At 52.3% G+C, this 24,550-nt stretch carries 20 protein-coding genes and 7 tRNA genes; 5 read left to right on the forward strand and 22 right to left on the reverse strand.

The features are described 5' to 3' along the window. Positions 1 to 29 precede the first annotated feature (29 nt). On the forward strand, positions 30 to 491 hold the full coding sequence (locus GNT65_RS11745; protein WP_244952169.1) for a DUF6942 family protein: 462 nt from the start codon (positions 30 to 32) through the stop codon (positions 489 to 491). Between the two features lie 128 nt (positions 492 to 619). Here the strand turns inward: GNT65_RS11745 and nadE are convergent, their stop codons facing one another. Next, positions 620 to 1,453, reverse strand: a complete 834-nt coding sequence (gene nadE, locus GNT65_RS11750) for an ammonia-dependent NAD(+) synthetase (RefSeq protein ID WP_160796450.1) — start codon at positions 1,451 to 1,453, stop codon at positions 620 to 622. Between the two features lie 215 nt (positions 1,454 to 1,668). Here nadE and GNT65_RS11755 point away from each other — a divergent pair, with 215 nt between their 5' ends. Next, a complete protein-coding gene (locus tag GNT65_RS11755) occupies positions 1,669 to 2,508 on the forward strand; it encodes a helix-turn-helix transcriptional regulator (RefSeq protein WP_160796452.1) in 840 nt (279 codons plus the stop codon). 160 nt (positions 2,509 to 2,668) lie between these two features. Continuing rightward, positions 2,669 to 3,319 carry a LysE family translocator gene (locus GNT65_RS11760; RefSeq protein WP_160796454.1) on the forward strand — a complete coding sequence of 217 codons (651 nt, stop codon included), beginning with the start codon at positions 2,669 to 2,671 and terminating at the stop codon, positions 3,317 to 3,319. 63 nt (positions 3,320 to 3,382) lie between these two features. Here GNT65_RS11760 and GNT65_RS11765 read toward each other — a convergent pair whose 3' ends face one another. Beyond that, the gene (locus GNT65_RS11765; protein ID WP_160796689.1) at positions 3,383 to 4,309 is read right to left on the reverse strand and encodes a M14 family metallopeptidase; all 927 of its coding nucleotides are present in this window, start codon (positions 4,307 to 4,309) and stop codon (positions 3,383 to 3,385) included. Between the two features lie 213 nt (positions 4,310 to 4,522). Here GNT65_RS11765 and GNT65_RS11770 point away from each other — a divergent pair, with 213 nt between their 5' ends. Continuing rightward, positions 4,523 to 5,176: an RluA family pseudouridine synthase gene (locus GNT65_RS11770; protein WP_160796456.1), complete on the forward strand. Its 654-nt coding sequence runs from the start codon at positions 4,523 to 4,525 to the stop codon at positions 5,174 to 5,176. Between the two features lie 52 nt (positions 5,177 to 5,228). On the opposite strand, the gene GNT65_RS11775 is transcribed toward GNT65_RS11770, so the two are convergent. From GNT65_RS11775 to GNT65_RS11810, 8 genes are all read right to left on the reverse strand, one after another. Continuing rightward, the gene (locus tag GNT65_RS11775) at positions 5,229 to 5,633 is read right to left on the reverse strand and encodes a hypothetical protein (protein WP_160796458.1); all 405 of its coding nucleotides are present in this window, start codon (positions 5,631 to 5,633) and stop codon (positions 5,229 to 5,231) included. A 295-nt stretch (positions 5,634 to 5,928) separates the two neighbouring features. Continuing rightward, positions 5,929 to 7,152 (reverse strand): serine/threonine transporter SstT, encoded by a 1,224-nt coding sequence (sstT, locus tag GNT65_RS11780; RefSeq protein ID WP_160796460.1) that lies wholly within the window; start codon positions 7,150 to 7,152, stop codon positions 5,929 to 5,931. Between the two features lie 300 nt (positions 7,153 to 7,452). Further along, positions 7,453 to 8,346 carry a chemotaxis protein CheV gene (locus GNT65_RS11785; protein ID WP_160796462.1) on the reverse strand — a complete coding sequence of 298 codons (894 nt, stop codon included), beginning with the start codon at positions 8,344 to 8,346 and terminating at the stop codon, positions 7,453 to 7,455. Positions 8,347 to 8,440: 94 nt separating this feature from the next. Beyond that, positions 8,441 to 10,000, reverse strand: coding sequence for a phospholipase D family protein (locus GNT65_RS11790; protein WP_244952170.1), 1,560 nt, complete (start codon positions 9,998 to 10,000; stop codon positions 8,441 to 8,443). Positions 10,001 to 10,148: 148 nt separating this feature from the next. Then, positions 10,149 to 10,619, reverse strand: a complete 471-nt coding sequence (locus GNT65_RS11795) for a dual specificity protein phosphatase family protein (RefSeq protein ID WP_160796464.1) — start codon at positions 10,617 to 10,619, stop codon at positions 10,149 to 10,151. Between the two features lie 33 nt (positions 10,620 to 10,652). Continuing rightward, the gene (locus tag GNT65_RS11800) at positions 10,653 to 11,978 is read right to left on the reverse strand and encodes a DEAD/DEAH box helicase (RefSeq protein ID WP_160796466.1); all 1,326 of its coding nucleotides are present in this window, start codon (positions 11,976 to 11,978) and stop codon (positions 10,653 to 10,655) included. 127 nt (positions 11,979 to 12,105) lie between these two features. Beyond that, a complete protein-coding gene (locus GNT65_RS11805; protein WP_420853519.1) occupies positions 12,106 to 12,684 on the reverse strand; it encodes a methylated-DNA--[protein]-cysteine S-methyltransferase in 579 nt (192 codons plus the stop codon). Between the two features lie 56 nt (positions 12,685 to 12,740). Beyond that, a complete protein-coding gene (locus tag GNT65_RS11810; RefSeq protein WP_160796470.1) occupies positions 12,741 to 14,252 on the reverse strand; it encodes a DNA-3-methyladenine glycosylase 2 family protein in 1,512 nt (503 codons plus the stop codon). A gap of 243 nt (positions 14,253 to 14,495) precedes the next feature. Here GNT65_RS11810 and GNT65_RS11815 point away from each other — a divergent pair, with 243 nt between their 5' ends. Continuing rightward, on the forward strand, positions 14,496 to 16,325 hold the full coding sequence (locus GNT65_RS11815) for an ABC transporter ATP-binding protein (RefSeq protein ID WP_160796472.1): 1,830 nt from the start codon (positions 14,496 to 14,498) through the stop codon (positions 16,323 to 16,325). Positions 16,326 to 16,409: 84 nt separating this feature from the next. Here GNT65_RS11815 and GNT65_RS11820 read toward each other — a convergent pair whose 3' ends face one another. The 12 genes from GNT65_RS11820 to GNT65_RS11875 all read right to left on the reverse strand — a co-directional run bounded on the left by GNT65_RS11820 (position 16,410) and on the right by GNT65_RS11875 (position 23,826). Beyond that, positions 16,410 to 16,841, reverse strand: coding sequence for a cytochrome P460 family protein (locus tag GNT65_RS11820; protein WP_244952171.1), 432 nt, complete (start codon positions 16,839 to 16,841; stop codon positions 16,410 to 16,412). Between the two features lie 266 nt (positions 16,842 to 17,107). Next, positions 17,108 to 17,183 (reverse strand) — tRNA-Ala (locus GNT65_RS11825). A gap of 74 nt (positions 17,184 to 17,257) precedes the next feature. Further along, positions 17,258 to 17,333, reverse strand: a tRNA-Glu gene (locus tag GNT65_RS11830). 110 nt (positions 17,334 to 17,443) lie between these two features. After that, positions 17,444 to 17,519 (reverse strand) — tRNA-Glu (locus GNT65_RS11835). A 108-nt stretch (positions 17,520 to 17,627) separates the two neighbouring features. Beyond that, a tRNA-Glu gene (locus tag GNT65_RS11840) sits at positions 17,628 to 17,703 on the reverse strand. Between the two features lie 108 nt (positions 17,704 to 17,811). Continuing rightward, positions 17,812 to 17,887, reverse strand: a tRNA-Glu gene (locus tag GNT65_RS11845). A gap of 108 nt (positions 17,888 to 17,995) precedes the next feature. After that, positions 17,996 to 18,071, reverse strand: a tRNA-Glu gene (locus GNT65_RS11850). Between the two features lie 81 nt (positions 18,072 to 18,152). Next, positions 18,153 to 18,228: transfer RNA gene (locus tag GNT65_RS11855), tRNA-Ala, on the reverse strand. 103 nt (positions 18,229 to 18,331) lie between these two features. After that, the gene (gene gltX / locus GNT65_RS11860) at positions 18,332 to 19,741 is read right to left on the reverse strand and encodes a glutamate--tRNA ligase (protein ID WP_160796476.1); all 1,410 of its coding nucleotides are present in this window, start codon (positions 19,739 to 19,741) and stop codon (positions 18,332 to 18,334) included. A 536-nt stretch (positions 19,742 to 20,277) separates the two neighbouring features. Beyond that, entirely contained in the window at positions 20,278 to 22,122 is a 1,845-nt protein-coding gene (locus tag GNT65_RS11865; protein WP_160796478.1) for a GtrA family protein, read from the reverse strand. After that, entirely contained in the window at positions 22,119 to 22,859 is a 741-nt protein-coding gene (locus GNT65_RS11870; protein ID WP_219822469.1) for a class I SAM-dependent methyltransferase, read from the reverse strand. The genes GNT65_RS11865 and GNT65_RS11870 overlap by 4 nt, the downstream gene beginning before the upstream one ends. A gap of 1 nt (position 22,860) precedes the next feature. Then, positions 22,861 to 23,826, reverse strand: a complete 966-nt coding sequence (locus tag GNT65_RS11875; RefSeq protein WP_160796480.1) for a glycosyltransferase family 2 protein — start codon at positions 23,824 to 23,826, stop codon at positions 22,861 to 22,863. Between the last annotated feature and the right edge of the window lie 724 nt (positions 23,827 to 24,550).

Genomic DNA, 24,550 nt, shown 5'->3' on the forward strand with positions numbered 1-24,550 from the left:
CCAGCCCAAACGCCCAAGGAATCGTGAATATGTCTGAGAATGTGAAGCCCTTAGGGCCAGATGGCGCCATGCGATGCTTTTATCTGCCAACGCCGCCCAAACTGGCCGCCGACTGGCAGCTTAGCCAACCAGACAGCCTAGATAGCCTGATCGCCCTTAATGGCAATCATTGGCGCAAGATCTTAGTGATTATGGCAAAGCTGAGCGCACCGGACGACGATTGGCGAGGCTACATGAGCAAGCTTTTAAAGCACGATGAGCAGATACGTTTCGGCGCCGATGCCCTATCACCCTTGGCCCGTGAGCACTATGTGTGCGGCCAGCAGAGTGCCATCGCCTTGGGCTTGACGCCCTTGAGTGAGGCCAAAACCTTTAGACACCAGAAAGAAAACGAGTGTCAAATCTACCTGCTCCCCTATCTGGATTATCGCCAGTGCCCCAACGCCCTGATAGCGGATTTGCGCCAGCTGCGTGCCTCGCTAGTCGATTAGCCCTTAAGCCCAACAACCTCCAATGCTCAAGGAGATTAAGAAAGGGTTTGCATTAGACAGAGCAGCGGGTCTCCCCAAAGAAAAAGGCGCCCGAGGCGCCTTTATCGATTTGCGGCAATCATTTAGTGTCAGTCGTATAGCGTCGGGATAGGCTTACGCTTATGCTGGGTCGCGTTGTAGATGGCGATCAGGCGCGCCTCGACCGCCGCGTCCACCGGCTTGCCTTCGAGGAAGTCGTCTATCTGATCATAGCTCAGGCCCAGGGCGACCTCATCTTCGAGCTGCGGCTTGTCGCACTCGAGATCCGCCGTCGGCGCCTTATCGACCAGCACGCTCGGCGCGCCCAGGGCTGCCGCCAACTGACGCACCTGACGCTTGCTCAGACCAAACAGCGGCGCCAGATCGCAGGCGCCGTCGCCCCACTTGGTATAGAAGCCTGTGATATTCTCGGCGCTGTGGTCGGTGCCCACTACCAGGCCACCGGTAAGGCCTGCTATCTCATACTGGGCGATCATACGCATCCTAGCCTTCACGTTCCCCTTCACAAAATCCACATTGCTGTGGGGGTGAGAGATCACGCCGGCTACTTCGAGGCCCGCCAGGGTTTGATGATGGATCCCTTCGACCCCTTCGCCAATATTGACCGTCACCAGCTTGCTGGGCTTGATGAACTGACAGGCCATCTGCGCCTCATCTTCATCCCGCTGCACCTTGAAGGGCAGACGCACCGCAATAAACTGATAGCTGCCTTCATACTCACCTTCGTTGTTCAGCTCATCCACCGCCAGCTGGCACAGACGGCCCGCCAAGGAGGAGTCTACCCCACCGCTGATCCCCAGCACCAGACTGGTGGCCCGCGCCTCTTTGAGTTTCGCTTTGATAAAGGCGATACGTCTTTGCACCTCATATTCCACCTCAATATGCGGCTGCACCTTCATTTCACGTATGATCTGTCCTTTCACTGGTCGACTCCACTTAGGTTAACTGTCAGCATGATTCTAAGCTGACCATTATGAGCCAATTTATCGGGAAATTCACGACCTAAGCTTGCCCCAAATCGAGAAAACCGCCTCTGCGCTGCAATTATTTACTAGTCAGCGCAAAAGTGGCTGATCTACACTGGTCAATCAGAGAACGGACGATCCGGTCTCTAGTCACAGGTGACTGGCGAAGCAGGATGATGGCAACAAGCGCAGTAGAGAAGATAGATTATTGGCAGGCGAGCATCTTGAAAGAGATGGAGCTGAGCCGCGCGCGCTTTACCCATTTCGCCTTCGAGAAACACGTGCACCTGGACTATCACATAGGCGTCGTCAGCCACGGCGGACAGCGCTACCATCACAGAGGTTGCGAGTATCGGCTCACGCCCGGCAATCTATCCACTCTTAACCCCGACGAGAGCCACAACGGCCAGAGTATCGCCGACGGAGGCTACGAGGCCTTGGTGATGTCCCTACCCACCAGTTATGTGCAACAGGTGGGTCAGGCGCTCAATCAAGGCGAGCTCTTCTTTAACGCCCCCATCCAAGACGATCCCTGGTTGAGGAATTACTTTATCCGCCTGCACCAGCAGCTCACCCTGTACCAGGCCAACATCTCGCCAATGGAGGCGGAGACGCTGCTGCTTGGTTTCATTAGCGAGCTGTTTTACCGCCACGGTAAGCTGCGAAATCTGCCGAGTAACAGCGCCAAATTGAGCGGTGCCCAGCTAGAGAGCATCAAGCAACAGTTCCATTCGGGGCTGGATCAGGAGTTCGAGCTTGAGCAACTTGCCCTAACCGTAGGTCTCAGCAAATTTCAATTTCTGCGCCAATTTAAGGCAGCCACCGGCATGACGCCCCACGCCTACCTGAAACGGCTCAGGCTAGAGTATGCCAAGAAGGCGCTAATGCGCGGCGACAGTGCCATCAACACGGCCCATGGGCTGGGTTTCTTCGACCAAAGTCATTTCAACAAGGCGTTCAAGCAGGCCTTTTTGATCACCCCGGCCCATTTTCAAAAGCGGGTCACCCCCTAGCCGCCGCGGGTCAAGTGCCGAGGATCGAATCCCCTAAAGCCTCAAGCTTTAAAGGCCTCAAGCTTTAAAGGCCTGAGTGCAATATTTTACAATCCCGGCGCCCCGGATAAGCTTACTATGGCGACATCGACTTAATTTAACGTGCGAGAGTTCAACACAGATGGAATTACAACTGCACCTACTGCTATCACTGGCCATCATACACACGGTCGCCCTGGCGAGTCCGGGGCCAGATTTTGCCCTAGTGGTGAGACTGGCTGCCCAGGAGGAAAGAAATACGGCCGTCGCCGCGGCGCTGGGGCTGGCGGTAGCCATCACGCTACATACACTGTTGAGTCTCACCGGAGTTAGCCTGATCATCAAGGGATCACCCGGCCTCTTCATGGCGGTACAGCTAATTGGCGCCAGCTACCTGGGCTGGATGGGCATAGGCGCGATACGCGCGGCCATCGCCCACTGGCGAGACGTGCAGCATCTAAGTACAGAGAAGGTGGCTGAGCGAGGGATAGGCGCGGCTCAGGGCTTTATGCAGGGGATCTCCACCAACCTGCTCAACCCCAAGGCCTTGGTGTTTTTTATCACGCTGTTCTCGACTCTGATCACCCCAGACGTGACCCAGAGTACTAAGGTGGCCGCCACCGCCATGATGTTCGCCCTCTCTCTGGGGTGGTTTAGCCTGATCGCCCTGGTGCTGTCACACCCCAGGATGCAGCTCAAGATGAAAAGAGCAACCCCAAGCATCAACCTGCTGACCGGATTGCTCTTTATCTTCGTCGCCGGGGTGATCCTCACCGGCGCCCTCGGCCGTTAAGCCTGGGCCGTCAGCGAACCATCACCAATAAGAGTATGACGAGCGACTAACTCAGCTGCTTGCTTAACTCAGTTCCTTGCTACGGATATAATCCAGCGCCGAGGTCACCGCCATCACCTGTGCCTGAATACAGTTTTCATCGTCCACCAGGGGGCTGTCTGGATAGACCTCGGTAGTGGTGTTGTATCTGGCATCGCTAAAGCCACAACACAGGCCTAAGGCCTTGGTTGCATAGTTGATCACCCCAAACTGAGTGATGGGCTCGCCTATCAGCCGGCCTTGCTCGTCGGCCGGGGCGATATGGGTCACCTCACCTACGGACTTAATGATGGCCGCCTGCATCTCATCGCTCGGGTTTTCACTGTCCCCCACCAGATAGAAACCGTCGGGGATATTCCAGTTAGTCTGCACCTTAGCGTCTCTGGCCGCTAAGGCAGGACGAAACTCGCTGTTGTCTGTGTCTGTGGTCTCATGCAGATCTATGTGAGCCATCAAGGGCAGGTTACAGCTCGCCACCCACTGCATCAGGGCGCGTGACTCCTGGGCCGGGCTGTCGCCATAGAAGGAACGGTTAGGATCGATCGCCTCGGGGTTCCAGCGGTTGATGGTCTCATAGCCCCAGGGGCTGACACAGGGCGCCACCAGGATATTGAAGTCTTGACTATACTCGGCTGCCTTGGCGATTAAGAAACGCAGCGCCCCCTGTACCCCACTGGTCTCATAGCCATGAACCCCGCCGGTAACCAAAATCGTTGGCTTAGCCTGATCCCAGTCGCGGGACTTGAAACCATAGAGCGGATACTGGCCCTCGGCATAGTTCAGCTCGCCATACTGCTGCGCCTCAAAGCTCTCGCTCACCTGACTAAACTTGCTCAGTACCTCCTGCTCATAGGAGCGCTTCTTCTGCTGCGCACCACGCCACTTAAGCTTTTCCGCCTCGCCCCACGGTATACCCGCCTCGCCAATCCAATAACCCTGCTGCTCTGTCATGCTATTTTCCATCTTATTATCTGCCTCGGCCAAGCCGCCCACTGTCGGCGGGGCCCCATGCCCCCATGATACCCAAACTCGGGGCAACTGTGAGCAGAGTCGAGAAAAAACTGGCGAAAGGCCCTGTAAAGTAAACGGCGGCCGGTCAAACGAAAGCGCGACAGGATAGGCAGAACCGGCAATCTTTGTTAGGATCGCCGCCGAGGAGAGACGATGAAAATATTTAGTTACCAGCCCCCGGCAATTCCCTGGCTCGACATACGTTATCAAGATCGCGATATCATCATACTCAACAAGCCATCTGGCCTGTTGTCTAATCCCGGCCGCGCAGCAGAGACCCATGATTGCGCCATCAACCGCCTGCTACAACGTTTTCCCGAGGCCATCCTGGTGCACAGACTCGACTGCGCTACCTCCGGCATCATGGTGTTTGCCCTCAACAAGAAGGCCGAATCTCACCTTAAGACCCAGTTTCAAAATCGCACCACAGAGAAGTATTATGTGGCCGAGGTACAGGGCCTGATGAGTCAGGACAGTGGCAAGATAGAGTTGGCGATGAAGCCTGATAGCGAGCAACCGCCGCTACAGAAGATCGCCGAGGATGGTAAACCGGCAACCACCTATTTTGAGGTGCTAGAGCGTCGCAGCAACAGCACCCTGGTGAAGCTCAAACCGATCACGGGCCGAACCCACCAGCTCAGGCTACACATGAAGGCGCTTGGCCATACCATACTGGGTGATGACTTCTATGGCGACGAAAGCATAATCGCCGCCGCACCACGTCTGCACCTGCATGCCGAGCATCTGAGCATCACCCACCCCTACAAGCAGACAAGGCTGAGCTTCTCGAGTCTGCATCCCTTCTAGGGCTTCCCCCTTGAGAGACACAAAAAAGGCGCCCATTGGGCGCCTCTCTATTTTATGCCGCTCGCTTAGCGGTATAGAAACATTCGCTGCTGTTGCAAAATTGCAGGTTATTGTCGTCAGACAGGAGGAAATATTCGCCAAATAGGTTACCACCGAGATCTTCCAGCTTAAGGCCGTTGTCGAGCCGGGTGGCCTGCATCTCATCCAAGCTATGACAACCATCGTTATACCAGGTCTCTAGAAACAGCTTATCGCCTTGACGATAAAGGGTGATCTTGTCGCCCAGAGAGGGACGTTCATCTATCCACTGACCAATAATTTCGCGTGTTTCCATATCTTGCTCCTGCCAACCTAGGCGTTTGCGCTTCTCAACAACCGACATTTCGATAACTTGAAGTAATGACTGTGAACCGTTTCCACTGGCTTTGTCTAACATCACCCTAAGCTCAGAACTCATATTTATTTAACCTCTAAATTATCGCAAATGTTACAGCATTGTAAAAAAGCAACTATAAACCAACAAGTTAAACCGACTTGCTTTCCCCTTTATGTGAAATTGTAACCTAGAGTCGAAATAAAAACGCGATCTAAATCACTTTTAATGCATTATTTCAGTAAAGTGTAATACAAAAATTTTGCAACAGGTCAATTCAGCACTCTCTAAACCTTATCGGCCGCAACTCGCCTTTCTAGACACAAAAAAGGAGCCTGAAGGCTCCTTTCATCACATAGGACATTAATACTAGGCGGACTTAGATCTCCGCCTGGCGCTCGGCCGACTCACAAGCTGCGGCCGTAAAGAGCACGTCGGTCGAGCTGTTTAGTGCCGTCTCTGCCGAGTCTTGAATCACGCCAATGATGAAGCCAACGGCCACCACCTGCATGGCGACATCGTTAGAGATGCCAAACAGGCTACATGCCAGCGGGATAAGCAGCAGCGAGCCTCCGGCCACCCCTGAGGCGCCACAGGCCGATACCGCCGCCACGACGCTTAATAGGATAGCGGTGAGAATATCCACCTGAACCCCTTCTGTGTGCACCGCCGCCAGAGTCAGCACTGTGATAGTGATCGCCGCACCCGCCATGTTGATGGTCGCACCCAGCGGAATCGACACCGAATAGGTATCTTCATGCAGGTCGAGCTTCTCGCACAAGGCCATGTTTACCGGAATATTGGCCGCACTCGAACGAGTAAAGAAGGCGGTCACGCCGCTCTCTCTCAGACAGGTTAGCACCAGGGGATACGGGTTGCGGCGTATCTTAAACCAGACGATAAGTGGGTTGACGATCAGCGCAATGATCAACATAGAGCCCAGGAGTACCGCCAGTAACTGGGCGTAGCCGGCAATCGCTTCGAAGCCGGTTGCCGCGAAGGTGTTAGCCACCAGGCCGAAGATACCAATAGGTGCCAGACGGATCACGAAGCGCACCATCTGCGACACCCCATGGCTGACGTCGGCAAATACCGTCTTGGTGTTCTCAGAGGCATGATGCAGGGCGATACCCAGGCCTATGCCCCAGGCGAGGATACCGATGTAGTTACCGGTCATCAGCGCATTAACCGGATTATCCACCACCTTAAAGAGCAAGGTATTGAGTACTTCGCCTATCCCTTCTGGCGGCGTCGCGCCTTGGGCGCCGCTCACTAGCACCAGAGTAGTTGGAAACAGGAAGCTCATGGATACCGCCGTGATGGCCGCGGCAAAGGTACCGAATAGATAGAGCACGACGATAGGTCGCATGTTGGTCTTGGTATTCTTCTTCTGATTGGCAATCGAGGCCGCCACCAGAATAAACACCAGAATCGGCGCAATTGCCTTTAAGGCGCCGACAAACAGATTTCCTAAGAAGGCGACACTCTCGGCCGATGAGGGTGAAAAGCTCGCCAGCACCACCCCAGCTATGATCCCCAAGATAATTTGCAGCACCAGGCTGCCATCTGCCAACTTGGCAAATAAGGAACGATTTTGATTCATTGATTGACCTATCATTATAATTAATTGAATTTAACCTTCGCTCATCGCCATCAACGTTCGCTGAGCAGAACAGCTTTCTTTATGGTATTTATCGTCTCTCACCTTGGTAACCCTCGGTCGCGATGGCCAAGAAGTACTTAGGATGAGAGTAAAAGCTGGTGTCAAACACAGGATCCGGCCCAAGGTTAAACTTCCTTCATCCTGTGTTTTATAGAAACTCCCCCGCCTTGTCTAGCAAACCACTCGATTTCGCTTTAGATATTACCCGCTAGCATCATAAAGATAACAAAAATCTAATCTTTAACTGGACTGATGCCGCTTAGCCCCCCTGAGCATGGCCTCGATCAACTCGTGGGCGTCGAACTTAGTCAGCGCCTCGTTGGCGCCCACCTGATGTGCCTGACTCACGCTGATCTCGCTAGAGAGCGAGGTGTGTAAGATGATATAGGCATCGGCCAGCTCGGGGGTGTTCTTCACCTCGAACGCCAACTCATAGCCATCGAGCCCAGGCATCTCGATGTCACTCACCAGGAGATCCACCGGGCGTCCCTCCTTGGCAGCCTCTTCCATGATAGTGAGTGCCTCCTTGCCATCTGAGGTAACCAGATAGGGAATGTTTATGCTGTCCAGGGCATCGCTAAGCTGCTTGCGCGCCACCTTGGAATCATCCACCAGCAGAATATTGAGCGGCTTTAAAATCTCCCGCTGCACATCGGTCAATATCGCCCGGGTGGTTTCCGGACTGGGGGGAAAGATCTTCGACAGCAAGAGCTCCACGTCCAACAGCTGCACCAGCTTATCGTCGACCCGGGTCACCCCGGTGAGAAAGGCGCTCTTGCCCAGGTTATCCGGCGGCGACTCGATATCCCGCCAGTTACACTCGATGATCTTGTCAATGCTACGCACCAGAAAGCCCATCACCATGCGCTGACAATCTGTGATGATGATATAGGCGTTATCACACTCTTCGGTGGTGATGGGCGCATAGCCTACCGCAGCCGCCATATCGACAATGGGAATGGTGTGACCCCTCACGGTCGCGGCGCCCAGAATAGATGGATGAGACTGAGGGATGGCGCTAAGTTTGGTAAAGGGAACCAGTTCGCGGATCTTGAGCGTGCCGAGGGCAAACAACTGAGTATGGGATAAGCGGAACAATAATAGGCCTTGAGATTGGCTCGCCTTGCTTTTCATATTCTTACCGACACGTAAATGCTTAATTAGCGATAAGTTTAACCCTAGCATAGCCAGATTAAATTGACGATGCTCAAGGCTTGATAAATTGGCCTTACAACTGTGATTCTATGGGTAACAGACCAATAAAATCGGCCATGAAGCGACGCCAGAAGCTGGCGTCAGGATCGGCATAGAAGACTTTGCCGCTAAGATCGTCATGCCAGACTAACTCGCCATCTTCGAGTCCCAAGCGGTAGCTGCTACGCTGCAGGGACTTTTGAACCTCATCCATCATCTCGCCGGCAAACTCGCGCTGCTCGACAATCAGCCCCATCTCTGTGTTGATCCAGGCCGATCTGGGGTCAAAATTGAAGGAGCCGACAAACACAGAGGCCCTGTCCAGCACAAAGGTCTTGGCATGCAAGCTGGTGCGCGAGCTGCCCTTCCAGGCACTGGGGCGGTTGTTGATATCCACCTTCACCTCATACAGGGCGATGCCATTCTCCAGCAGACGCTCGCGGTAAGCCTTGTAGCCCGCATGCACAGCCAATACATCGGTTGCCGCGAGGCTATTGGTAATAACGGTGATCTTTATCCCCTGCTTGGCCGCCTCTATCAGGGCCTGACAGCCGCCGTCGGTGGGCACAAAGTAAGGCGAGACGATCAACACCTCGTGGCGCGCCTTCGCAAGGAAGTGGCTAAGATCTGTTAGCAACCATTCCTGATGGCCCTGCCTGCTGGCCTTCTGGGGCGGATCGTACAGCAGCTGCGCATCCCCCCAATACCAGGCGAGGCCCTTGGAGGTGATCTGTGTGAGTAGATCGCTCAGTTCGAGACGATTAAGGTACTCATCGTGGAGGAAGTTCTGCTTGTTTCTGGCCATGATCTTGGCCGCCTCTTTATACATCTCACTGGTCGGTGGCGGCACCAGGTTGACCACACTCTCGACCTGCTCGCTGTTCCAGTAGCGGTCGAATTGGTTCGATACCTCATCCACCACATCGCCTATGGTCAGGAGATCGAAGTCGCCAAAATCCACATCGTCATTCTTGGAGAAATACTCATTGCCTATGTTACGCCCACCGACAACGGTTATCTGGTTGTCCACGGTAAGGGATTTGTTGTGCATCCTATGGTTAAGGCGGGAGAAGCCGGTCAACATGGCGAAACTGCGAAAGGTGCGCTCATAGGAGGGATTGAAGAGGCGTATCTCGATATTGGGATGACTGGCCAGCAGCACCAGGCCATTGTCCAGGGTCTTAGTGGTGAGGTCATCCAATAACACCCTCACCCGTACCCCGCGATCGGCGGCGTCGATCAGGTGCCAGATCAGCAGCCGGCCGGTTTCATCGTCATGATAGATGTAGTATTGCAGATCTATGCTCTGGCTGGCCGCATCCACTATCGCCAGGCGGGCCACGAAGGCATCGATACCAGAGGAAAGCGGCAGGATGCCTGTCTTGTTAGGGTGCGCCTTAAGATCGCCTTCGAGGTAACGATACAGGCCGGAATCGGTCGGCGCTGCCAGCTTATGGCTGGGGGTTAGTTGCTGAGGCGGTGGTAAACTGCTACAGGCCGACACTAGGCTCAGAGTCAAGGCTAGCGTCATCAACTTCGAGGGCAGAGTCATCAACTTCGAGGGCAGAGTCATCAACTTCGAAGCTTGAGTCATCAACTTCGAGGACAAAGTCATCAACTTCGAAGCCAGAGTCATCAACGTCGAAGTCAATCGCATCATGCTTTTGCTTATCACAGAGAGGTTCATCACTTGCCCTAACACCATGAATTTATACGCCTAGTCACTAACATAGGCGCTGGGCTTACTCCTGTAAAGCGTATAAGACGTCGTAGACGAATTGATCCCAGCCCTCGGCGCTAAAGGCGATATCCCGTACCGCCCTCACCTGGCTCACCGCATGTAGCGGCGCCGCACCATTGTCCATTAGGTAGTAGGCCATTAGCAGCCCGGTCCTGTCTTTGCCGGAGCGGCAATGGATCATCACAGGCAGTCCATCGGCCTCACACTGACGAATAAAGGCCAGAGCCTTGGGTAGCTGGGCCACGCAGTGCGCCTCGTCACCCTCCATGGGGGGAATATTACCCGACAGCGGAATACAGGCGTAACGTAAATCGAGTCTGGCCATCTCTTCAGGCTCACAGAGATCGCCGCCATTGACCGACAGTATGGCGCCGACCCCCAGGCCCTTGAGTTCACTCAGATCCCATGGCACCAGATTGGGTCCACAACGACCGGCAAGTTGGTCTTCGACTAACCAAAAAAGCTGCTGCATCTCTCTTTCACTCTATTAGATAAACGCGCCCTACTATGAGGGACGCTTCCAGATCGCGTCATTGATCTTGGGTAACTTTTTACGCTTTTTCTTGCCCGTGCCCTCGGGTTTAGCCATAGGCTTGGCCTGACGTGACGGACAATCGAGCGGCGCCTCGGCGTCGGCCTCGAAGCCTGGATACTGCTCCCTTGGCAGACGCAACTTGTTCTTCTTCTCGATCACCTTGAAATGATGGTACTCGTCGTGGCTGATAAGAGAGATCGCCTCACCACTCTCGCCTGCACGGCCACTGCGACCGATACGATGCAGATAATCGGCCGGGCTTCTTGGCAATTCGAAATTGATCACCACGGGAAGCTTGTCGATATCTATGCCCCGGGCGGCGATGTCGGTAGCGATCAGCACGGTAATATCGCCGTTCTTGAAACCGTCGAGCACACGGCTTCGAGCGCCCTGAGCCTTATCCCCATGGAACACTTGGGCAGTGATGCCGCGCTTCTCAAGCTTCTGCGCCAGGTGATCGCAGCTGCGCTTGGCGCTGGCAAACACCAGTACCTGACGCCACTGACGCGCCTTGATAAGCTCGGCAAGCAGTGCCGTCTTATTGCTACGGTTTACTGTATAAACGCGCTGCTCGATGTCGGCGCTCTGGGACTCCTGCAGTTGGATCTCCACAGGATCGTTCAGCAGCTTGGCCGTGAGGCTCAGCACCTCTTCGGGAAAGGTCGCGGAGAACAGCAGGGTCTGCTTCTGAGCTGGTAATAGTTTGAGGATCTCGCCAAGCTCCTCGGTGAAGCCCAGATTCAACATGCGATCGGCTTCATCGAGCACTAAGGCCTTGAGCTGAGAGAGCTTAACGGCATTGCTGCCAAGCAAGTCCAGCAGACGGCCAGGGGTCGCCACTAGAATATCTGCGCCACCGCGCAGGGCCAGCATCTGACTATTGACCGAGACACCACCGAACACGGCAACAACCTTGGCTCTGGGTGCCAGCTCGGCCCCGTAACTAGTAAAGCTATCGGCCACCTGCTGGGCAAGCTCACGGGTCGGCACCAGTACTAAGCCGCCTATATGATTGCCGCCAGAAGCTCTCTGGCCCACCAGTTTCTGCAACAGCGGCAAGGCGAAGGCGGCCGTCTTACCCGAGCCCGTCTTGGCACCAGCCAACAGATCGCGACCGGCCAATATCGCCGGGATAGCCTTGGCCTGAATCGGCGTCGCCTGCTGATAACCAAGATGATGTAGTCTGGCCTGCAGCGCCTTAACCAGGTTTAACTGATTAAAATCTGTGGTCGACAGAGGCAGGTCCGATGGCGCAGTCGATTTCGGAGCAGATGGAGCCTGATCAGATGGTGTCATTAAATTTAGCTACCCGTACAAAATAGAGCCGCGCATTGTACCTAAGTTTCCCGCCGAACACCTAATTTTTACGGCATCTCGTCTTTACTGCCTAATCGATTTGGGCGCCAATCTTATCTCAGATTGCTTATCTGCTGCGGCCCACGGCCTCGGCCTCCAGCGCCAGTAGTTGCTGCTTGATCTTCAGGCCATAGGCGTAACCCGTCAGCGCCCCGCCCTTGCCTATGATGCGATGACAGGGAATGATGATAGCGATTCGGTTGGCGCCGTTGGCGCTGCCCACCGCCCGCACCGCCTTGGGGTTATCTATCGCTGACGCGATATCCGAATAGCTCGCCGCATCGCCAAAGGGGTGAGCGAGCAGCGCCTGCCACACCTGATGCTGAAACGCTGTGCCCACCGGGGCCAAGGCCAGGCTAAAGGCAGTCAGCCTACCTGCGAAATAGGCGGATAACTCATCCTCCGCCTGATCGAGGTGGGCCTCGGCCTGCTCCAGCGCCTGCTGCTCGCGCGCGACCAAGGTCACCTCACGCGCGGCAAAGTCATCATCTTGCCCGGGCAGAAAGCTCAGGTGCGACAGACCAAATTGATTGGCCGCCAGGCTCACCCTGCCCAGCGGCGTATCTATGACTCGCTCGGCAAGCGCCTGATAGCTGCTTAACCCAACGTCTCGATTCAGGGGAATATACTTAGCCACTAAGCTCATCTGACTCATTTTTGCTTCCTTAATTCAATGTCGAGGTTTATCGCTGACGCCTTAGGTCACTGCTGATTCCACAGCTGTAGGGTGAGATAACTGCCCCAGGGGGCGACCTGCTGTAACACGGCTTGGCTGAGCGCCTGATATTGTGCCTGCGCCCGCTTCTTCACCGCCTTAGGAGCTTCGTCTTCAGCAGGCTCACCATTGTGACAGGACGGCTCAGGCGATAGATTCGCCAGCAGTTGCTGTTTGACCACGAGGTCGCCAACGAGCAACACGTCCGGCAGGCTCATCCCCCGCAGGCGCACATAATCCAGGGTCCATGGGCCTATCCCCTTGATTTGCAGCCAGTCGTCTATCTCAGCCTCGGGGTTGGTCATCACAAAAGCTGCCAGGGCGCGAATCGCCTCTTTTCTGATCCCCGGCATCTTAAGCCCCTCCAGGCTGGCATCCACGAGCGCCTCAGGAGTCGGGAACAGACGCATCTGACGATCGTTCAAGCTAATCGTCTCGCCATAATCGGCCACCAGTTGCCCCAAGAGCTTGATCGCCTGAGTCACGCTCACCTGCTGGCCTAAGATGGCACGACAGGCGGCCTCGAATGGCGACCAGACGCCGGGCAGACGTATGCCTGGCGAGACTCGAGGCAAGGCCTGCCCCAGTTGTTGCAGCTTATCGCCTATGGTCAGCATGTCGGCGTCGAGATCCAGGATGCGACGAATATGGCTGATGATCCCCTTGAGCTGACTGAGTGAGTCCGCCTCGGCAAAATGAATGGTGACGTGAAAGCAGGCCTCTTGCTCGCTGTGGACAGCGCAGAAATAGCCCTTGGCGGCGCCGAGCACAAAGCTGCGGCCATAGCTCTGTTCTTCCTGCCACTCCATCTCGGGTACGGCGCGCTGGGTAAAGAAGCTGCGCAGGTGTTGCCAATCATAGGGCGGGCGATAGGCAAGCTTGAGCGTCAGCCCCTGAAGGGGCTGCGAAGGCTGGCCCGTGGCCTTGCGGATCTCACTCGGGGTCAACTGCAGCTGCTCACGAAAAATCTCGTTGAAGCGTCTCACGCTGTTAAACCCGGCGGCAAAGGCCACCTGAGTGATTGGCATCTTGGTCTGATGCAGCAGCTGCTTGGCGAACATCAGCTGTTGATACAGGGCATATTGCTTGGGCGAAGTGCCTAGGCTGTCGTGAAACAGTTGCCGCAGATAGCGCTCACTGATACCGAGTCGCTCGGCGAGTCCTGTCATGGGGATCGCCTGGGGGCCGCACAAGACCCCGGCGTCGATCATGCTCATGGCACGATTCAGGCTGGTCTGCTTGCCTAACCAAGGGTTTGAACCCGGCGCGCTGTCGGGACGACAACGCAGACAAGGTCTCAGCCCCGCCTGAGCCGCCGACAGGGCATCGTCGAAATACCTGACATTGGCCTCCTTGGCGGGCACCGCAGGGCAGATAGGACGACAATAGATACCGGTGGAGAAGACGCCGACAAAGAACAGGCCATCAAATCTGGCGTCTCGGGACAGGCGCGCGATGCGATACTGCTCCGCCTTGGGATGCTGCGTCTCATCAGACATGGCTTTGCACGCTTTTGCACTAGACTCTTGTGTTTGCTGACTCACTATAAGATGACTCGTTCTGCTTTGATAAGGCCACTCTAATGCAGCCAGGGTTTGGATACTAGCGGAAAACGGCACTCATGGTGAGATTAACTATCGGCGTAACAATACGTCGCACTCAACTAACGCCTGCTATATGATGAGTGATAGCGATCACATCGACTATCATTCTAAATAAGCCTAAATTTTATAAGGACTTAAATGTTTAAGCGTTTCGAATCATGGGTTTCCGCCCTACCCGACCAGGAGGCCGTGCAGCCGCCCCGTGGGATCTACCAGTTCTGCAGGCATTACACACGTGGCTTCGAGTTGCCGCTCGCACTCATGTCGATACTGACTGCGCTGCTGGCGATTCTCGAGGTCTCGCTGTTTGCATTTATGGGTGACCTGGTGGATCTACTCGCCAGCCACAGCCCTGAGACCCTGTTTGCCGAGCAGGGTGACAAGCTACTGCTGATGGCCGTTTTGGTACTAGTGGTGATACCTGTGCTGGTGTTGCTGCATGCCCTGGTGATCTACCAGGGGCTGCTGGGCAACTACCCCATGTCGATCCGCTGGCTTGCCCATAGGTATCTGCTTAAACAGAGCATCGCCTTCTATCAGAACGATTTTGCTGGGCGTATCGCCACCAAGGTGATGCAGACCTCCCTGGCCGTGCGCGAGACTGTGACTAAGCTGCTGGATGTCTTGGTCTATATTCTGGTCTATTTCCTCTCCATGCTAGTGATCATCGCCGATGCCGACCTGCGCCTCATGCTGCCTATGCTGGCCTGGCTGATGATCTATGTAGGGCTGCAATGCTACTACCTGCCCAAGCTGAAACAGGTCTCTACCGAGCAGGCCGATGCCCGCTCCACCATGACGGGGCGAATCGTCGACAGCTATACAAACATCGCCACGGTGAAGCTGTTTTCCCACACCCAGAAAGAGGCCCAATATGCCAAGGAGAGCATGACAGGCTTCCTCGATACGGTTTATCGTCAGATGCGTCTGGTGACCGGCATCAACGTCTGCGTGCAGGTGATTAATTACTTACTCGCCTTCACCGTTGCCGCCGTCTCCATCTGGCTTTGGCGTGACAACGCCATCACCATAGGCGCCATCGCCGTGGCGGTCAGCCTCTCCCTCAGGCTCAACGGCATGTCACAATGGATCATGTGGGAAATAAGCTCGCTGTTCGAAAATATCGGCACGGTCGCCGACGGAATGAATACCCTGTCGCGCCCCACCAGCGTGCAGGACAGCGACAACGCCAGTCAACTCACAGTCTCTAAGGGTGAGATTGCCTTTAACCGGGTCAGCTTCCACTACGGCGAGGCCAGCGGCGTCATAGAAGATCTCGATCTCAAAATAAAGCCCGGCGAGAAGGTCGGTCTGGTGGGCCGCTCGGGCGCGGGCAAGTCCACCCTGGTTAACCTGCTGATGCGTTTTCACGATGTGGAGCAAGGCAACATCACCATAGATGGGCAAAACATTCGCGAGGTGGAGCAAGACTCGCTGCGGGCCAATATAGGCATGGTGACTCAGGACACCTCCCTACTACATCGTTCCATTCGCGACAACATACGCTACGGCAAGCCGGATGCGAGCGAGGAAGAGCTGGAAAATGCGATTCGCCAGGCCCAGGCCTACGATTTTATTCAAGGACTTAGCGATCCCGAAGGCAATCACGGGCTCGATGCCCAGGTGGGCGAGCGCGGCGTGAAACTCTCAGGCGGTCAGCGACAGCGTATCGCCATCGCGCGGGTTCTGCTCAAGAATGCCCCTATCCTCTTGCTGGATGAGGCAACCTCGGCGCTGGACTCGGAGATCGAAGCCGCCATTCAGGAGAGCCTCTATCAGCTGATGGAAGGTAAGACGGTGATCGCCATCGCCCACCGCCTGTCGACCATTGCCGCCATGGACAGGCTGATCGTGCTAGATCAGGGCAAAATCGTCGAGCAAGGCACTCACCAGGAACTGATCAAACAGGGTGGGATCTACGCCCAGCTCTGGGCACATCAGACCGGTGGCTTCCTCGGCATAGAGTAGATAGCCATATCGAGTTACCAATCCATCGACTGGCGTTAGCAACCCTGTTACGCGCGCTGTGCCAGTCGATGCCCACCTCTCCTGTCACTTATTCGGAAACCAGGCCGGCTCGGTAAAGACCCAGTCTTTGCCTTTTACCGGCGTATGACAGCTGATACAGACCTGCATGCCGCCCTCGAAGGGAGTCTGCTCTGCTCCAACCCAACGTGCCCAGCCCCAGCCATAGGTGTCGGCATACTTTACCGAGTCTTTAAACATAAACTCGGCATGGACGAAGGCCTTTGGCCCTATCGCCTGCGGCCAATGGGTCAATTCACCCGCCTTCCAAACTACCTTAGCCAAGATGGCGCCGTCGGGCCAAGGCATCTGCTTGCCACTACGGGCGGCATTGACTGCTACCTTGTTACCCAGGATTGCCCTGACCGTGTTGTTATCGGTGCGATGGGACACGGCAATACTCGACCAGGTTTGCCAGCCTTGAGGATAAGCGATCTTATGGGACGGCAAAGGTGTCATCTCCTCTGCATGACTTACTGATGAAATTGACGAAATTACTGTTAACAGCAGATAAAGGGATCTCTTCATGGTCTGACTCACTCTATTGCCAAAATGTACTAGTCATTCGCCTAGTGGTTAGTTTGTCAGTGTAGACGCAATAGATGAGCTTTGCCGAAGGTGGTAGTTTCACATCAGTGATGTAGGTGACGCGAGATAGGAACAAAACAACAGACGAAAAAAAACCACCCTTTTGGGTGGTTTTTCCGCGTAACTAAACGCTTATTTGGTGGAGCCTAGCGGGATCGAACCGCTGACCTCAACACTGCCAGTGTTGCGCTCTCCCAGCTGAGCTAAGGCCCCGAAACTGATTGTGACTATACAGTAAAACCTGAACAAACACAACATCTTATTTCAAAATTTATCAAAATAAGTTGTGGTATCCCATAGGGGATTCGAACCCCTGTTACCGCCGTGAAAGGGCGGTGTCCTAGGCCTCTAGACGAATGGGACGCCGGTCTTACGTTTAGACTCCGTAAGGGAGTGAATACTCGTTGAAGCCAGTAGGCTATTGCTTCAACGCTATCGAATCGTCAACTTATGCAGTCAACCACTCAAGAAAGTGGTATCCCATAGGGGATTCGAACCCCTGTTACCGCCGTGAAAGGGCGGTGTCCTAGGCCTCTAGACGAATGGGACACTGTTGATACGTTATACTCCGTATCGAGTGAATACTCGTTGAAACCAGTAGGCTATTGCTTCAACGCTATCGAATCGTCAACTTATACAGTCAACCACTCAAGAAAGTGGTATCCCATAGGGGATTCGAACCCCTGTTACCGCCGTGAAAGGGCGGTGTCCTAGGCCTCTAGACGAATGGGACACTGTTGATACGTTATACTCCGTATCGAGTGAATACTCGTTGAAGCCAGTAGGCTATTGCTTCAACGCTATCGAATCGTCAACTTATACAGTCAACCACTCAAGAAAGTGGTATCCCATAGGGGATTCGAACCCCTGTTACCGCCGTGAAAGGGCGGTGTCCTAGGCCTCTAGACGAATGGGACACTGTTGATACGTTATACTCCGTATCGAGTGAATACTCGTTGAAGCCAGTAGGCTATTGCTTCAACGCTATCGAATCGTCAACTTATACAGTCAACCACTCAAGAAAGTGGTATCCCATAGGGGATTCGAACCCCTGTTACCGCCGTGAAAGGGCGGTGTCCTAGGCCTCTAGACGAATGGGACACTGGTGATACGTTATACTCCGTATCGAGTGAATACTCGTTAAAGCCAGTAGGCTATTGCTTCAACGCTTTGCAAATTAGATGGTGGAGCCTAGCGGGATCGAACCGCTGACCTCAACACTGCCAGTGTTGCGCTCTCCCAGCTGAGCTAAGGCCCCTTACCTAACTTGTCACCTTTGAGTGCACCGCGAGCATCTGCCGGCTGTGTCTCAACTGCGAGGCGCATTCTATGCAGCACACCCAAAAGTGTCAACTCGTTTTTTAGGAATTTATTCTATTTGCTACAAATTCAATCGCTTTGGAGATTCTTTGCTCACAACGGGCCTTTCCGACGAGGAAAGCGGTTAAATCTACGGCAGGCGACATACCCGCACCGGTTACCGCAACACGCAATGGCATACCAACCTTACCCATGCCCACTTCTAATTCGGCGGCAGTAGCCTCGATCGCCTGATGAATGGCCTCTACGTTCCACTCATTCAGCTCGGCAAATTTCTTCTGCAACAGTTGTAGCGGCTCTAAGGCAACACCACGCAGATGTTTCTTAGCGGCGGTTTCATCGAACTCGGCAAAGTCTTCATAGAAGTAGCGGCTAGAAGCGGCCAGCTCTTTTAAGGTCTTGGCGCGTTCGGCCAGTGCAGTGACGACTTCGGCCAAGGCTGGACCATTTGACATGTCGATACCTTGATCTTGCATATGCCACTCAAGATGCTTGGCTACATATTCTGGTGCCAGCTCCTTCATATAGTGCTGATTCAACCAGATCAGTTTTTCGGTATTGAAGGCTGACGCCGCCTTGTTGATGTCGTCGAGCTTAAACAGCTGCTTCATCTCATCCATAGAGAAGACCTCCTGATCACCATGTGACCAGCCCAGGCGTACCAGGTAGTTAAGCAGTGCTTCTGGCAGGTAACCGTCATCACGGTACTGCATCACACCAACCGCGCCGTGACGCTTAGATAGCTTGGCACCATCGTCACCTAAGATCATCGCCACGTGAGCATATTCAGGTACAGGTGCACCGAGTGCCTCCAGGATGTTGATTTGACGCGGCGTGTTGTTGATATGGTCTTCACCACGCACGACACAGGTGATGCCCATATCCCAATCGTCGACCACAACGCAGAAGTTATAGGTAGGTGTACCGTCGGTACGGGCGATGATCAGGTCATCGAGCAGATCGTTTGAGATCTCGATACGGCCACGCACGTGGTCATCGAATACCACGCTGCCTTCGGTAGGGTTTTTAAAACGAACCACAAATGGTTCATCTGTGTCACGCGGCGCCTTGTCACGGCAGCAACCATCATACTTTTGCTGTTCGCCCTTGGCGGCCTGCTCTTCACGCATCGTCTCGATACGCTCGCGGCTACAGTAACACTTATAGGCGGTGCCCTGCTCTAGCATCTGCGCGATGATCTCGTTATAGCGATCGAAACGCTTAGTCTGATAGTACGGGCCCTCATCCCAGTTAAGTCCAAGCCACTCCATGCCTTCTAAGATAGCCGCGCAGGCTTCAGGGGTTGAACGCTCGAGATCCGTATCTTCGATACGTAACACGAACTCACCTTGGTTAGCGCGGGCATAGAGCCATGAATAGAGTGCAGTACGAGCACCACCTACGTGAAGAAAACCGGTAGGACTTGGAGCAAAACGCGTCTTAATCGTCATAATGGGACAGTAACCTATTATCGAATCGTCTAAATATAGACTGAGCTATTTAATGTGGCCGCTATTCTAACAGCCAAATGGGATAAGAGAAAATAGCCAAGCCAACAGCGTCTGGCTTGGTGCCCCGAAAAGGTGATCACTCCATCACAGACCACAAAGCTTACCTTTGTGAATACAAACAAGCGTAAGGCGTTATCTCTAAATGACAATGACTTTGGGTCACATCCACGACAAGGTCGGCTATATGGGCGCCTTGTACACTCAAAGCACGGCATGCCCCCGCTTCACTTCTTCATCCCCGCTGATAGCTTTAACAAAGAAAAAGTATTGGCTAAAGAGAAAAGGCAAGTGCTGATTAAACACCTACAAGCTTACCAAGAGCTGGCCACGACTAGGGCTAGCACCACTCTTCGCGCAACGAATAGCACAACAAGTAGAAAGGCTCTGCAGCGCATGTCGACACTGTGGATTTATCATTGTGTGCCCATCAAATTGGCATAGCCTCAAGCTGTGCACAGTGTCGTTAGCCACAAATATTATTTACGGACTAAATAGTAGAAACGACTATCCGAACTGACATGATATCTTGCATCTAAAAATTGGACAATTTCAGCGTCGCGACTGAAGAATTTTAACAAAGAAAAATCTTTGTTCGTAATGTATCCCGGCATCTTATCTATAACAATAAGATCTGGGGAATAGTTGGTAAGGTCTTCCTTAATATGAGCTCTGGTCTCAATAGCGATCTCGTTCAAGCGCAGACAAGACTTAGGGCTACTACTACAAGATTGCTCGGCATCCGTATTGGCGATGACAGGAATTGTCCAAAATGTAGGGTATCGTGATGCCCATTCAGCGTTGTTTCTTAACGCTAGGATTGGCCCAATGGAGACATAGGTGCTGTAAACCACTAGGCTATTGAAGGGGGTTAACTGTTGGAGTCGCTGCATCAGCCATTCGGTTTGGTAAACTTGATATGGACCCGTTTTGATGAACCAGGTCGAGATAAATGTAACGACAAATAAAGCAATGGCTTTGAGCTTGAAAGGTGAATAATGCTCGACCATGAGCCAGAAGCAAAATAGCACTATCCACGAATATAGCGGTAGTAAGTGATAATCGAACCCTTTCCATTGAACCACATAAATTGCTAGCGCAGCGAGCACCAGGCAGACAAAAATGCCCGTAGTCTGTCGTTGCAATGTATAAGAAGCGATGGCCAAGACGATAAAAAAGAGTAAGGGAATGAACTCAATACTGCTTAATATTAGCTCTGTAGATTTCGCATAATTATAAGTTAACTTCGCTACAGGAATGATTTCTGTAAAGTATACGGGATGAATTAATGCGACAGAGACCACATAGCAGACGCCTACCAGTGCCATCGTTATATTGGCATTAGAGATGACGGGCCTAATAGAACGCTGCGAAATGACGAAAAAAACCGTCATAAAGATTGGATAAATAACAAAATATGGTTTGAGACAAATACCCGCTGCAGCCAAAACTGCCCTTGAGGCGCCCCTTCTTTGATGTTCACACTCTTGTTCTAATAGCAGCCCGACTATCCAAGGTAAAAGCAACACCACCAGGATATGCTCTCGCTGAACAGCATAGGGCAGCCCGGTAATAATCACGGTAAAGCCAAGCGCTAGTATGAGCGTGGCGTTTTTTCGACCGTTAAACTTGTTGACTCCTACAAGGATATTCCAACACCAAAATAATGAGCCCCATAAAATAGCTGAAAAAAGGATATATTGTGCATCGATATCACTTAACCCCAAGTTATCAGCAAGCCAAATAGCGGGCGCCGTGTAGTAAAAATTGAGCGGTGGATTTACCTCTAAAATTTTGTCGTAAAGAACTTGTCCTTCCAGCCACTTTCGTGTCGCGACTAAATACCACGCGGTATCATGGTTAATAATCTGTCCGAGATGAACATTCAAAAAAATCACGCTTGGCACTAAAGAGATTAGGACACCTATTAAAAACTTATTTAAGGTGATTTCAGTTAATCTCTCCCCCCAGACCTTCAACATCGAAAGCATAGTTACATGCGTCACAATAGCGACAAGTAACACCCCTTGAGTAAGCGACCACTCGAGCTTATATATTGAAAAGTAAACAATAAAACTTGACAGAGCCAAGCCTAATAGCAATGTGGCAAGAAAAAGAGGGACGTAAAAATACCGCTTGGGTCTTCTCCCAAACGTGAAATAACTATATCCAAAACAGGAAATGACCGTCGCGATACCAAAACCATAAAAGTTCACTATCATAGGCGCTAGGCTTAAGGCCTTGGCACTCATTAACGCAACAAATACATGAGTGATGATTGACACCACACCGACAGCAATAAAACAAAGGCTGGTGGTGATCATGATGAGTTATTTTTTGAGAGAATGGCGCCAACAGTAAGCCCGAAGGGCATTGAAAAAGCCCTTCCTACCATGTGCTGCTCTAAGGAAAATATTTCACGTAGGAGCGTATTCATCCATAAACTTGGCATTTCCTCATCGGCTCTATTTGAGTTTAGCAGCCACTTCCCAAAGCGAAACAGCAAGGCGACAGGGAATAACAGCATATTAAAATGAAAAACACGCTCAACCTTAAGACCCGCTTCATGGGCAACATTTAGCAGATCCTTTTTATTGTACCGCCTGTGATGGTGATGAACTTCATCGTGCTTCGACCACAACCATGGATAGGCGGGAACAGTCACCAAGAGCCTACCATCGGCTGACAGACGATGACTCAATGCTACCAATGAAGTAGTGTCGTTACCGATATGCTCTAATACATCCAACATGCAGATAAGATCGAACTGTTTACCTTGAAAAGGCAAGCAATCCGGTAAAGCGCCGGCTTGAACATCAATCCCCGATTTTACTTTTGCAACGGTGCGCGCCCTCTCATCATACTCAAAGGCAGAGAGGTGACCGTAGCCTTGTAGTAGCTTTAGGTTGCCACCCGTGCCACATCCAGCTTCTAGAATTTTGGCTTGTTCGGGCAACTCAATATATCGATTTATCAGCGCAGCGATGACATTTCGTCGAGCAACGAACCACCAATGCTCATCTTCAAGCGTCGCCATCCGTTCGAAAACTATGCGATCCACGCTATCGCGTCCTGCTGATAGAGCGAATGATGTAAAGTGGACGTTGTCTTACTTCTTCATATATTCGCCCTATGTATTCCCCCATGACCCCTAATGCAAACATGTTGAGCGCACCAAATGTCAGTATTAACAGCACTGTTGAAGCATAACCCGGTACGTCCCGACCAAAAATCAGGGTTGTGAATAATATAACCAGCCCGTATATCACAGATAGGCAACCCATGGTTAAGCCGATATAGGTCCATACCCGCAAAGGCAGTGTTGATGAGGTAAAAATGCCATCGAGAGCTAACTTAATTAGCTTCCAGCAGGACCATTTACTTGAGCCTATATCCCGATGGGGCCTAGAGAACGTCACCTCAGATGTTTCATACCCTACCCAATTAAAAATCCCTTTATTGAATCGTGATCTTTCACCAATAGTTAAAATTGACTCAATCACAACTCTGTCCAACAGCCGGTAGTCACCAACATTTTGGGGAATTGGATATTCTGTCATAGTGTTATATATGTAATAGAATATCTTGGCTGAGGTTCGCTTGAAGAAACCATCTTCGGATCTATCTATGCGACGTGCATTAACAATCTTTGCACCGGCATTCCATTTTTCAATCATCTCTGGAATTAACTCTGGCGGGTCTTGAAGATCAACATCCATAGGTATGACAGCATTACCTCTAGCATGTTGCATACCTGAAGCGAGCGCGGCCTCTTTGCCAAAATTTCGGGATAAGCTCACCAGTGTGACGGGAAAAGGCATATCCCCTTGCATTATCGACTCAATCGTTCGCTCTGTATCATCACGACTTCCATCATTGACAAACACAATTTCAAAATTGCACACACCGGCTAATACTTTCATGACCCTGTCACAAAAAGGCGCTATTGACAGAGCTTCATTGTACACGGGGACAATGAGGGAGATTCCATCAAACTTTTCAGATTCATTCACTTCAAATAACGACATTGTAGTTTCCAATGTGTTTACTCTGCCCTTAGGGGCTTTGGCAAAGATCACAGGAAGTACTGTTAATCCTTAGCTTCCAATAAATTTATTATTTGATGTCATAGAGCCAATGCTGCTTACTCTTTGAATATGTCGCCGTACAGCAATCTAATTTGATAGGCGTTAAACGCTTAGCCAACAAAACGCTGTTCAACGGCAAGATTTTTAACGACCTTGAAATCAGTCTGGTTCAGTTTCATAACAAAGTAAAATTAAAACAACTAAGCTAGCCGGCTCTTTATTAAGAGGAAAAAGGTTAAATGCCCTGGTCTCGACTTAGCAAGCAAGACACTTACTTTCAACGTGAATCAGGAAAGTTACGGTACTTTGTTTGCAGTTGAACTCAATCGCAAGCGGCTACTCTGCTCAGTATCATTCATTGACTCGCCATCAAAGATTCATCATCAAACATGCCAAAATCTTGCGTTAATCAATCCTATGAGCAATGTACAACCCTGCCTGATTAAATCGTGCTTCGCCTACCCCAAGGGTTGATGGAGACAGAGTTGCAATAATGGAAAGCTCAAACCGCGCACAACAAAGAGGCGCCCTCATCTGTCTAGTGACTTCCTTATCACCCCATGATCCCCCCAACTCTCGCCTCAAGCCAGCGAGCTAAAAGCCCCTTCTGTTCAGGCTTTCACCAAGATGGCATCAGAAATCATCCTGATTTATTTAACATTAC

The organism is Shewanella insulae, assembly GCF_009831655.1.
Taxonomy (GTDB): Bacteria; Pseudomonadota; Gammaproteobacteria; order Enterobacterales; family Shewanellaceae; genus Shewanella; species Shewanella insulae.

Bases quoted from the DNA above. Each gene is read 5' to 3' on its own strand.
- GNT65_RS11745 (WP_244952169.1), top strand. From the start codon at position 30: ATGTCTGAGAATGTGAAGCCCTTAGGGCCAGATGGCGCCATGCGATGC.
- GNT65_RS11755 (WP_160796452.1), top strand. From the start codon at position 1,669: ATGATGGCAACAAGCGCAGTAGAGAAGATAGATTATTGGCAGGCGAGC.
- GNT65_RS11760 (WP_160796454.1), top strand. From the start codon at position 2,669: ATGGAATTACAACTGCACCTACTGCTATCACTGGCCATCATACACACG.
- GNT65_RS11765 (WP_160796689.1), bottom strand. From the start codon at position 4,309: ATGACAGAGCAGCAGGGTTATTGGATTGGCGAGGCGGGTATACCGTGG.
- GNT65_RS11770 (WP_160796456.1), top strand. From the start codon at position 4,523: ATGAAAATATTTAGTTACCAGCCCCCGGCAATTCCCTGGCTCGACATA.
- GNT65_RS11775 (WP_160796458.1), bottom strand. From the start codon at position 5,633: ATGAGTTCTGAGCTTAGGGTGATGTTAGACAAAGCCAGTGGAAACGGT.
- sstT (WP_160796460.1), bottom strand. From the start codon at position 7,152: ATGAATCAAAATCGTTCCTTATTTGCCAAGTTGGCAGATGGCAGCCTG.
- GNT65_RS11785 (WP_160796462.1), bottom strand. From the start codon at position 8,346: ATGAAAAGCAAGGCGAGCCAATCTCAAGGCCTATTATTGTTCCGCTTA.
- GNT65_RS11790 (WP_244952170.1), bottom strand. From the start codon at position 10,000: ATGACTCAAGCTTCGAAGTTGATGACTCTGCCCTCGAAGTTGATGACT.
- GNT65_RS11795 (WP_160796464.1), bottom strand. From the start codon at position 10,619: ATGCAGCAGCTTTTTTGGTTAGTCGAAGACCAACTTGCCGGTCGTTGT.
- GNT65_RS11800 (WP_160796466.1), bottom strand. From the start codon at position 11,978: ATGACACCATCTGATCAGGCTCCATCTGCTCCGAAATCGACTGCGCCA.
- GNT65_RS11805 (WP_420853519.1), bottom strand. From the start codon at position 12,684: ATGAGCTTAGTGGCTAAGTATATTCCCCTGAATCGAGACGTTGGGTTA.
- GNT65_RS11810 (WP_160796470.1), bottom strand. From the start codon at position 14,252: ATGTCTGATGAGACGCAGCATCCCAAGGCGGAGCAGTATCGCATCGCG.
- GNT65_RS11815 (WP_160796472.1), top strand. From the start codon at position 14,496: ATGTTTAAGCGTTTCGAATCATGGGTTTCCGCCCTACCCGACCAGGAG.
- GNT65_RS11820 (WP_244952171.1), bottom strand. From the start codon at position 16,841: ATGACACCTTTGCCGTCCCATAAGATCGCTTATCCTCAAGGCTGGCAA.
- gltX (WP_160796476.1), bottom strand. From the start codon at position 19,741: ATGACGATTAAGACGCGTTTTGCTCCAAGTCCTACCGGTTTTCTTCAC.
- GNT65_RS11865 (WP_160796478.1), bottom strand. From the start codon at position 22,122: ATGATCACCACCAGCCTTTGTTTTATTGCTGTCGGTGTGGTGTCAATC.
- GNT65_RS11875 (WP_160796480.1), bottom strand. From the start codon at position 23,826: ATGTCGTTATTTGAAGTGAATGAATCTGAAAAGTTTGATGGAATCTCC.